Genomic DNA, 9188 nt, shown 5'->3' on the forward strand with positions numbered 1-9188 from the left:
CCGCCGAGTCGGTCGTTGTCGCGTCGAATTCCTGAGGCAACGCCCTTCCTTGGGTTGGTGTTCGAAAATTTTGCAGGAAGTCCGCCCGCGGGCGATATCGTCCGGGGTGGGCTGATGATCGTTTCTGGCTGCGACGGCAGGAACGGGTCGGGGATGGTCGTGGGTGTCGATGGCCCCGGGTGGTCCCGGGCTATCGGTGTCGAAAGCAGCTGTCAGCCAAATGATTTCTGCGCGCGGGTCAGCCGGCGCAAGTCGGTCTTATGCCGGCGATCCGGCCAGTGCGACTGTTGGTGCGGCGACGAATACGTCGGCGGTGGCGATTCGTCGGGCGGCCCGGTGCAGCGTCACCGTGTCGGGATATCCGTGCGGGGTCGAGGTGACGTCGACATGCACAACACCGGCGGCCGTGCCGAGTCGCAGCGAGCCTGGCCACGCGATCCGGGCATTATCGGCGACGACACCACCAGGCAGTGTGGCGGCTGCGGCGACCGCGACCGCCGAGGTCAGGCCGATCGCTGGGTGTGGGGCGAGCATGGACACCATCCGCACCGAGACGTCGTAGTCCTCGGCGGCGACCTCGACTCCCGAGCTGGTCCGGTAATCGCGTGGCGGCCCAACGATTCCGACCTTCGGAACCGCGTGCGCGACCGGTTCCCCGGGGCGGCGCAGCCCCATCCGCAGCGCCGCCTCGCTGCGCAGCTCAACCAGCAGCGGCAGCTGCTCGGCGATACACGCGTTGTCCTCGGCGCCGGTCAGTCCGAGATCGGCGGCGCCGAACAACGCCGTCGGGGCTCCGGCGCTGACCAACGTCCCGCGATAGTCGCGCCCACCCACAGTGACCGGGTCGGTCACCGATCCGGTGGGTAGTAAGGATGTCGGGTCGGCGGCCAGGTCGACGAACGTGAGCGCGACCGGGACGCCGAGGGCGCGCGTTCCGGGGACGGCGGCGGCACCCTGGACCGGGATTGACCCGCCCGGTGTAGCGATTTCCGCGACGAGGACCGCTCCGGTGTTCTGGTTGCGCATCCGCACCGACGTCGTGGTCGCGTCGACCGGCACGAGCCCGGCCTGAACTGCATACAGCCCGATCGCGGTGGCGCAGTTACCGCAGTTGCTGCCCCATTCGACCCGCCGGTCGCCGACGGCGACCTGGCCGAACAGGTAGTCGACGTCGGTGGCCGGGTCGCTGGACCGGCGCACCACCGCGGCTTTGGAGGTGGTGGAACTGCCGCCGCCCACACCGTCGAGCTGGCGCGGATCCTCAGCGCCGAAGGCGGCGGTGAGGATGGCGTCTAGGCTGCCGGCGTCCTCGATCAAGGGGTCGACGTCGACTGCGTTGAACAGCCAGCACTTGCTGGTCCCGCCACGCATCCAGGTGCCGCGGAGTGTGAACACTGCCTGGCCCGCCTTTCGTTCGAATTGAAGGAGACCGCGGTTTCCAACCCGAGAGGTTGGAGTGCGTCGCGTCTCCTGTGCTGTCAGGAACCAGCGTGCGCCGGATAAGACTCAAGTACAATCTCGGAAATCTCGATGATGCTTAAGGTGAACTTAACCCTCTGCGCGGCCGCGTCATGAACAAGCCGATGTCCGGCCGCGGCACTCGGGGCTTCGCGGGCGGCATGGATCGGTCATCTCTTTCGAACGTCGACGTCCCCGGTTATGCCCAAATGAACCCTGACAGCACGTGATTCGGCCGTTGAGCGGCTAGCGCAAGTCCTTCCTGACGGGCTTTACGGAAAGGATGCCGGCTCGATGCCGACCGGGCGATCGCAGAGGTGCGAGCCGGCGATGAACGGACCCTGATGGCCATGCACAGATCGATGGCTGGCGACGGTTTCACCGAGCCGACCATCCTGTGAGGTTGGTCAGACGAACCCGTGTGCGACTTCCTCGAAGGTATTCATCAGGGTTTGAGCCGCCGGCGTCAGGCGTTGTTCGGCGGGGTGTGCCAGGAGAATTCGACGCGATGGTGCGCCCCCGACGAGCGGGAGGACACGGACATCGTCGCGCAGATTCGACAGCGCCAGCCGCGGCGCGAATGAGACACCGAGGTCGACGGCCACCATCGCTTGGGCCTCCTGATAGTCGTTGGCTGCGAAGGCGACGGTGGGTGTGAACCCTGCAGCATGGCAGGCTTTCTCCAATGCCAAACCCACGGGATGGGTGTCCTCGCGGGTGATCCATTGCTCGTCGGCGAGCTCGTCCATCGAGATCTTCTTGCGCTTCGCCAACCGATGATTCACCGACACCACGAGCGTCGGTGGATCGACGAGCAGCACCCGTACTGTCAGCTCGGGGTCGTTGACGGGATCCCACGCGTAGTCCCACAACAGCGACATTTCGATCTCGCGAGCGTCGAGCATGGCCCTCAGCTGGGCGAAGCGCGAGCTGCGCACGGTGAGCCCGATCGCCGGATGGCGCGACTTGAACAACTTGACGACCGGCGGCAGCAGGCTCGAGCCCGCCGTGGGGAAGGTGCCGAGCCGCACGGTGCCCGATCGCAGTCCGGCGATGTCGTCGAGTTCGGTGCCGGCCGCCAGCAGCTGGGTTTCGATCCGTTCAGCACGACGCACGAGGGCCGCCCCGGCCTCGGTGAGCCGCACGCCCCGGGCGTGGCGTTCGAGCAGCGGTTGCCCAGCTTCGGATTCCAGCTTCGAGATCTGCTGAGACACAGCCGAAGTCGTATAGTTCAGCCGGGACGCGGCCGAGGTGATGGAGCCGGCCCGCACGACGTCGACGAGCAGCAGAAGGCGACGCGGGTCCAGCACAGCAACCTCCGGGGTTAAGTACGAATAATAGCTCGTCGAGTCAGTCCAATCATAACTATAGGCAGTCGTGGCCCACGCACGTCGTGACGGCGCAGCAGTTGCCGCTTACCAGAAAGGAATTCGGCCCAACTGGACGCCGCCCAGACCCGCGCGCGTGGCCTCGTCTATCGCACCTCGCCCACGGTGGGGAAGAGCGCCTTCGCGAACGGCGAAGGTTTCAGTTTTGCTAAAGGGCTGGCTAGTAAGTCGAAATTGTGCTGAACCTAGCGGCTGCTTAACGTGTTGTGAGCCACGCTCGACCGATGGGTGTGGCCTCTGCCACCCGGTAGCGCCGTCCGGTCGCGCCGCCACAGCGAAAGTTCGTCATGACTTCCATCGAGATACTGCCCTTGATCGCGCTGGTCGCGATGTTCGTGATCGCCAGCGTGTTTCCCATCAACATCGGAATTCTGGGATTCCTCGGCGCGTTTGGCGTCGGGGCATTCGTCCTGGGCTTCGACGATAAGGAGATCCTGGCCGAGTTTCCCACCTCGATCGTGCTGACCATCGTCGGGGTCACCTACTTCTTCGGCATGGCCAAGAAGAACGGCACCATTGACCTGCTGGTCAACGCCTGCATCCGAGCCGTGCGCGGGCGGGTGACAGTGGTGCCGTGGGTGTTCTTTTTCGCCGCCTCGGTGCTGACCGCGTTGGGCACCTTCAGCCCGGCGGCGGTGGCGCTCATCGCGCCGGCGGCGATGGCGTTCGCCGCCCGCACCCGGATGAGTCCGCTGGTGATGGGCATCATGACGATCAATGGCGCTCACGCCGGGGCGTTCTCGCCGATCTCGGTCTCCGGTGTGCTGGTGCGTGACATCGTCCAATCCAGTGGGCTGAGCATCGCGCCGTGGACGTTGTTTTTGGCCAGCTACGGCATCAACCTGCTGCTGTCGGTACTGACCGTGGTCGGCTACGCCGTGCTGGCCCGGGTGCGCGGCCTGGAGTACAGCGCCACCGGCACCGATCCCGACCACGGCGCCGGCGCTGCCCCGCGCCCGATCCCCGGCGAGCCGGGCTGGGCGCCGGCCGGCGGCTCGGTGTCGACCGGGACCGCCCTACTGACTCGGATGACGCCCCCCGTGACCGACGCCGCACCCGCGGGGCCGGCGGTGACCTGGGTGCAAAAGCTCACCCTCGCGCTCATCGCGGGCGTGCTGGTGCTGGTGCTAGTGCTGCACCTGCCGATCAGCTTCGTCGCCATCGCCGCCGGGGCGATCCTGGCCTTCACCGACCTGAAGAAGCAGAACGAAGCGATCGCGGGCATCAGTTGGTCCACCGTGCTGCTGGTCGCCGGCATGGTCACCTACATCTCGGTGATGCAGGAAATGGGTACCATCGACCACCTCGCCGAGATGGCCGTCGCGATCGGCGCCCCCCTGCTGGTCGCCCTGGTGCTGTGCTACGTCATCGGCGCCACCTCCGCATTCGCCTCCTCCACCGCGCTGCTGACCGCCGTCATCCCGCTGGCCCTGCCCCTGCTCCAGACCGGTGCCCTGCCCATCGTGGGAGTCGTTGCCGCGCTGGCCATCTCGGCCACCGTCGTCGACGTGTCGCCCTTCTCCACCAACGGAGCCCTGGTGTTGGCCAACGCCCAGAACATCGACCGCCGCGTGTTCTACCGCCAAATGCTGCTCAACAGCGGCATCGTCGTCGCGCTGGCCCCCGGCCTGTGCTGGCTCACCCTCGTCGTCACACCCCAACTCCTCCACCTGACCTAACCACCCGCCACCGGCACCGACCGCCACCTCCACCGAGGTGGCGGTCGCGCCGTCCTTGTACCCGCCGATCCGCCGGATTGGCACCTAGACGGCGTGCAGCCCGGGCCGAGGCCGGATGGTTGTCGGATACGCCCAACATGGTGGGGTTTGCAGAAATACGGGTGTTAGGTCGTATCCAACGAGACAAAAGGGTGCGTGCCGATGCGTGATACGACGAACGACCGGGCGGATTCGTCATCCTCCGACGCGCGGCGGCCACCAGCATCGCACCCGTGGGATGCCGTTGAGCACCCGCCGGTGAACCCGAAGACCTCCGCCGCCATCATGGTGGCGTTCGCTCTGTTAGCGGTAACGGTGGTCATCTTCGGCGGCAATCTGCTCAATCCGAAGGCCTCAACCACCGACGGTGACTATGCAGGTGAAACGATCGAGCTGTTGATTCCGCTCGCCGAGGGGGGCGGCACCGACACGTGGGCCCGGTTCGTCGGTACCGAGCTCACCCGGGAGATCCCCGGCAAGCCAGGTTTCTCCCCCGTCAACGAAGCGGGCGGGGAAGGCATCTCCGGCACAAACCGGTTCGCGGCGTCGGCGCCCGCGGACGGCACCGAGATACTTGTCAGCACGGCGAGCACGGTCATGCCGTGGGTTCTCGGTCGATCCGCGGTGGAGTACAACTTCAACCGACTTACCCCCATCCTCGCCACCGGCACCGGCGGGGTGATATATGCCCGCGCAGAGGCCGGCGTCCGAAAACCAGAGGATCTGCTGAACCGCGATGCGCCGCTGAAGTTCGGCGGGATTAGCGCCACCGGCCTTGATCTGACCACATTGGTCGCCTTTGACCTTCTCGGCGTAGACGTGGACGCGATCTTCGGGTTCGAGGGGCGTGGGCCGGTGAACCTCGCCCTGCAGCGTGGGGAAGTCGACCTCGACTACCAAACGACATCGGCGTATGCACCTGCGGTGGAGCCGCTGGTCAGGGCTGGCACCGCCGTGCCACTCATGTCTTTCGGACAGGTAGACGATAAGGGCGACGTCGTCCGCGACCCCAACTTTCCCGATATCCCTAATGTTGCCGAGGTCTACCAGAGCCTTTACGGCCAGGCACCCAGGGGCGAGACATTCGAGGCGTACAAGAAACTGCTGGCCCTGACGTACACGTATCAAAAGGCGATGTGGGTGCCCGGTGACACGCCGCGACAAGCCGTTGAGCTGCTACGTGCATCCGCGGAAAAGCTAAGCCAGTCACCGCAGTTCAACCAGGAAGTAGCGAAAGTCCTTGGCGGATACCCCCTGCTTGCTGATCAACAACTGGCTGCGCGAATCAGCACGGCGTATACGGTGGATGCGCCCGTGCGCGAGTACATCGTGAATCTCCTCGAATCTGACTACCAGGTCAAGCTGGAATAAAGGGAACGTGATGGTTGAGTCCGCCGTCGCGGCGCTCCAGGCGTTGTTCGCGCCGGAGCAATTGATCCTGCTGCTCATCGGTATCGTCGCCGGCCTGATCATCGGCCTCATTCCCGGACTCGGCGGCACCGGCGCCGTCGCCATCCTCCTGCCCGTGACATTCGGCATGGACCCCGAGCAAGCGCTGGCGCTGCTTATCGGTGCCCTGGCGGTTGTGCACACCTCGGACACGGTGGCTGCGGTGTTGCTTGGCGCACCCGGCTCCGCCTCGGCCAGCGTCACGATGCTCGACGGTTACGCCATGGCCAAGCAAGGACAGGCCGCGCGCGCGCTCAGTCTCGCCTTCCTGTCGAGCATGGCGGGCGGCATCCTCGGCGCAATCGGCCTGACCCTCGCCATCCCGCTGGCCAGACCGCTCGTGCTGTCATTCGGCAGCCCCGAGCTGTTCATGCTTACCGTGCTGGGAGTTTCCCTAGCCGCCGTGCTTTCGCGGGGCAACGTCGCGAAAGGCCTGACCGCGGGCTTCCTTGGGCTGCTCCTCGGGATGGTAGGAACGTCTCCCACCACCGCGGAGAGTCGATTCACGTTTGGCAGCCTCTTCCTCGCTGACGGTCTGTCCTTGGTCGCGGTCGCGCTCGGCATCTTTGGTCTGGCCGAAATTGCTTCCCGCGTCGGCCAAGTGGACAAGCCCGGAGCGGTGGTCGAGCTGGCCGGCGGCTGGCTCAGCGGAATCAAAGAGTGGCTCGGCTATTGGGGGCAGGTCCTGCGCGGGGCGCTCATCGGTATCTGGGCCGGTGTCCTGCCCGGCGTGGGAGCGACCGCCGGCACATGGCTGGCCTACGGCCAAGCCGTTGCGACCGCCAAGGATAAGCGCACGTTCGGCAAGGGCGACCCACGGGGCATCGTTGGGCCGGAGAGTGCGAACAACTCGGTGGAAGCCGGAGATCTGATCCCCACCCTGCTGTTCGGAATCCCCGGCGGCGTGCCGGCAGCGATGCTGCTCGGCATGCTGCTGACCTACGGTATTCAGCCGGGCCCCGCGATCATCAGCGACCACCTTGACCTCATGTACCTGATCGTCTGGTCCTTTGCTATCGCGAGCGTTCTCGGCGCGATGTTCTGTTTTGCAGGGACACGTGGACTCGCCAGCATCACGAAAGTGCCCTTCGCCATACTCGGCCCCGGGCTGGTCGTCGTGATGCTTCTTGGGGCGTTCCAGGAAGGCGGGCAACTCGGTGACCTCTGGGTGATGCTCGCCCTGGGTGTCTTCGGCTGGCTGCTCAAGGAGACTGGTTTCCCGCGCGCACCCTTCCTGATCGGTTTCGTGCTGGCTATTCCGATGGAGCGCTACTACTTCCTCACCGCCAACGTCTACTCGGGACTCTCGTGGATGCTGCGCCCATGGGTTCTGGTCTTCCTCGCCGTCCTCGTGGTGCCCGCAATAGTGACCGGCACACGCCGCGGCCGTGCCCGGCTACGGCCCACTCCCGAGGACCCACACGCGGAGCCACCGCCGGAGGACCAGCACGAGGGCGAACTCGTAGGGTCCGTCTGGTCGCGCGGCCTGTCCGCCGCCATGCTTCTGGTGTTCGTCGCCGGCTTCCTCGCCGCCGGTTCCTTCTCGCCGGAGGCACGGCTGGTTCCCCGACTCGTCTGTGCCGGCGGTGCCATCGTCGCGGCGCTGCTCGTCTTCACGGAACTCCGGACATGGCGCCGTACTGCTGAGCCCGGCGTCACGTGGACTCGTGACGTCGGCGTCGCGCTCAAGACTTTCGTTTGGATGGTGGCCTTCCTCGGCTTGACGACGCTGTTCGGATACGTGGCGGCGCTACTTCTATTTGTGCCAGCCTTTTTGTTGTATGTGGCCCGGGCGAAGCCGCGCATCGTGATCGTCTACGGCCTTGCCTTGGCGATCGTGATTGCTGCTTTGCCGTCACTGATCCCGATCGGCCTACCGATAGGGCTCGTCAACACCACCTAGAGTTATCGTCGAGTCATTCTTGGCCGGTCAACCGTGACGTTGGAGGATCGTCTTGGGTTGCAGCAGGTCTGGATACGGGGGTGAGATGACGTCCAGTGTGGACGGTGCCGACAGGGATGACTTGGCCGAACCAGCGACTTTAGGTAAGGGGAATTTGGGTTCCCCCGAAAACGTGAACTTGCTTCCGGAGTGGCTTTCAGTGTACGCGTAGTTGATGGGTGAACGCATCGCGATCGCCGAATGCCACGCTCATGATTTCAAATGCATCCGATTGTCGACTGCTGCAATTCATTCCGCTTCGGGCGCCCGCAGCACAGTCAACTGCAAACGCTGACCCAGTAGGCCGGTCAGGAGGTGCCCGACGACCTCGCTAAGCGCAAGCATCAGATTTGGTGTGTGAGTTGCAGGATCGGATCGGCCAGGGCCCCTGAGCATTTACAGCAGCGGCCTGGATCACGCCCTTGGTCGATCGGCTCCGGATCGGCCGCCTCGTCGGATGAACTCGTCGTTCGCGACTTCGGCCTCCGTCTCCGCCTGCGTGCATCGAGACTACCTGTCCCCAAACGTATCCATGGCGTTAATTCGTGGTGTTCAAGCGAAATTAGCGTGAGTACATGCCGATCATCGAGCGGCACTGCCGTGGAGGTGTATCGATCGTGGCTTGCATCGCGACCCGGCCTTAGCGCGAAGGTTCGCCGTGGATACGAGGACATTGGCGACTGCGCATACAGCCGCGCTTTAGCGCATGGCCAATCGCGCGGATCGTCCATGACGCGATTCAGCTTTGGGTGAAGGATATGTCGGCTGCGGGTCTGGGACCTCGGACAGTCAGGTGGACGCACACGGTCTTGAAGATGACTGTCAGTGCGGTCAGATCCATATCAGCAAGAACTTGGGCAATCTGCGTGAGCGCCGCGTCACGACCGGTACCTGCCCACACCGACTTTCGGCAATCCAGAGCGAAAAGCTCGGCGCCGGGGGATGTCTCGCGCGGTGATCGCTCGCAGCATCCCGATGTGAGCGGGCCGCACCGCCTGGCCCACCGCGAACAACTTTCGCCAGGTCACCGACTGCGTGATGCAACATGACGCACGTGCCTGCAGATCGGACATTCTGCTTGGCGAGGTGTTTATGCGACATCTTTAGGCCGGGCGGAGGCTGCATGCTCGACAACGCCAACTGTCACAGTGACGAAGTTCTCGTCAACGTCCTCGGTTATCGCTGCGTGGTGAGCAATGAGCTTCGACCGACAGGAGAGCAACTCTGTCGAAG

At 64.8% G+C, this 9188-nt stretch carries 5 protein-coding genes; 3 read left to right on the plus strand and 2 right to left on the minus strand.

Annotated features, from left to right (window positions below):
- Positions 1-258 precede the first annotated feature (258 nt).
- Together VFW69_RS22995 and VFW69_RS23000 are read right to left on the minus strand one after the other, a co-directional pair.
- A complete protein-coding gene (locus VFW69_RS22995) occupies positions 259-1371 on the minus strand; it encodes a PrpF domain-containing protein (protein ID WP_526504970.1) in 1113 nt (370 codons plus the stop codon).
- Between the two features lie 494 nt (positions 1372-1865).
- A complete protein-coding gene (locus tag VFW69_RS23000; RefSeq protein WP_526504962.1) occupies positions 1866-2768 on the minus strand; it encodes a LysR substrate-binding domain-containing protein in 903 nt (300 codons plus the stop codon).
- Between the two features lie 365 nt (positions 2769-3133).
- Between VFW69_RS23000 and VFW69_RS23005 the strand changes: the two genes are divergently transcribed.
- From VFW69_RS23005 to VFW69_RS23015, 3 genes are all read left to right on the plus strand, one after another.
- Complete coding sequence (locus tag VFW69_RS23005) at positions 3134-4525, plus strand: SLC13 family permease (RefSeq protein WP_526504964.1); 1392 nt, start codon at positions 3134-3136, stop codon at positions 4523-4525.
- A 297-nt stretch (positions 4526-4822) separates the two neighbouring features.
- Positions 4823-5935, plus strand: a complete 1113-nt coding sequence (locus VFW69_RS23010; RefSeq protein WP_526504966.1) for a type 2 periplasmic-binding domain-containing protein — start codon at positions 4823-4825, stop codon at positions 5933-5935.
- A 10-nt stretch (positions 5936-5945) separates the two neighbouring features.
- Positions 5946-7916 carry a tripartite tricarboxylate transporter permease gene (locus VFW69_RS23015; protein ID WP_526504968.1) on the plus strand — a complete coding sequence of 657 codons (1971 nt, stop codon included), beginning with the start codon at positions 5946-5948 and terminating at the stop codon, positions 7914-7916.
- Positions 7917-9188 lie beyond the last annotated feature (1272 nt).

The sequence above is a fragment of the Mycobacterium sp. genome (assembly GCF_036273375.1).
Lineage (GTDB): Bacteria > Actinomycetota > Actinomycetes > Mycobacteriales > Mycobacteriaceae > Mycobacterium.

What these genes read in the sequence shown, in the direction of transcription:
- VFW69_RS22995 (WP_526504970.1), bottom strand. Translation starts at nt 1,371, where the DNA reads ATGCGTGGCGGGACCAGCAAGTGCTGGCTGTTCAACGCAGTCGACGTC.
- VFW69_RS23005 (WP_526504964.1), top strand. Translation starts at nt 3,134, where the DNA reads ATGACTTCCATCGAGATACTGCCCTTGATCGCGCTGGTCGCGATGTTC.
- VFW69_RS23015 (WP_526504968.1), top strand. Translation starts at nt 5,946, where the DNA reads ATGGTTGAGTCCGCCGTCGCGGCGCTCCAGGCGTTGTTCGCGCCGGAG.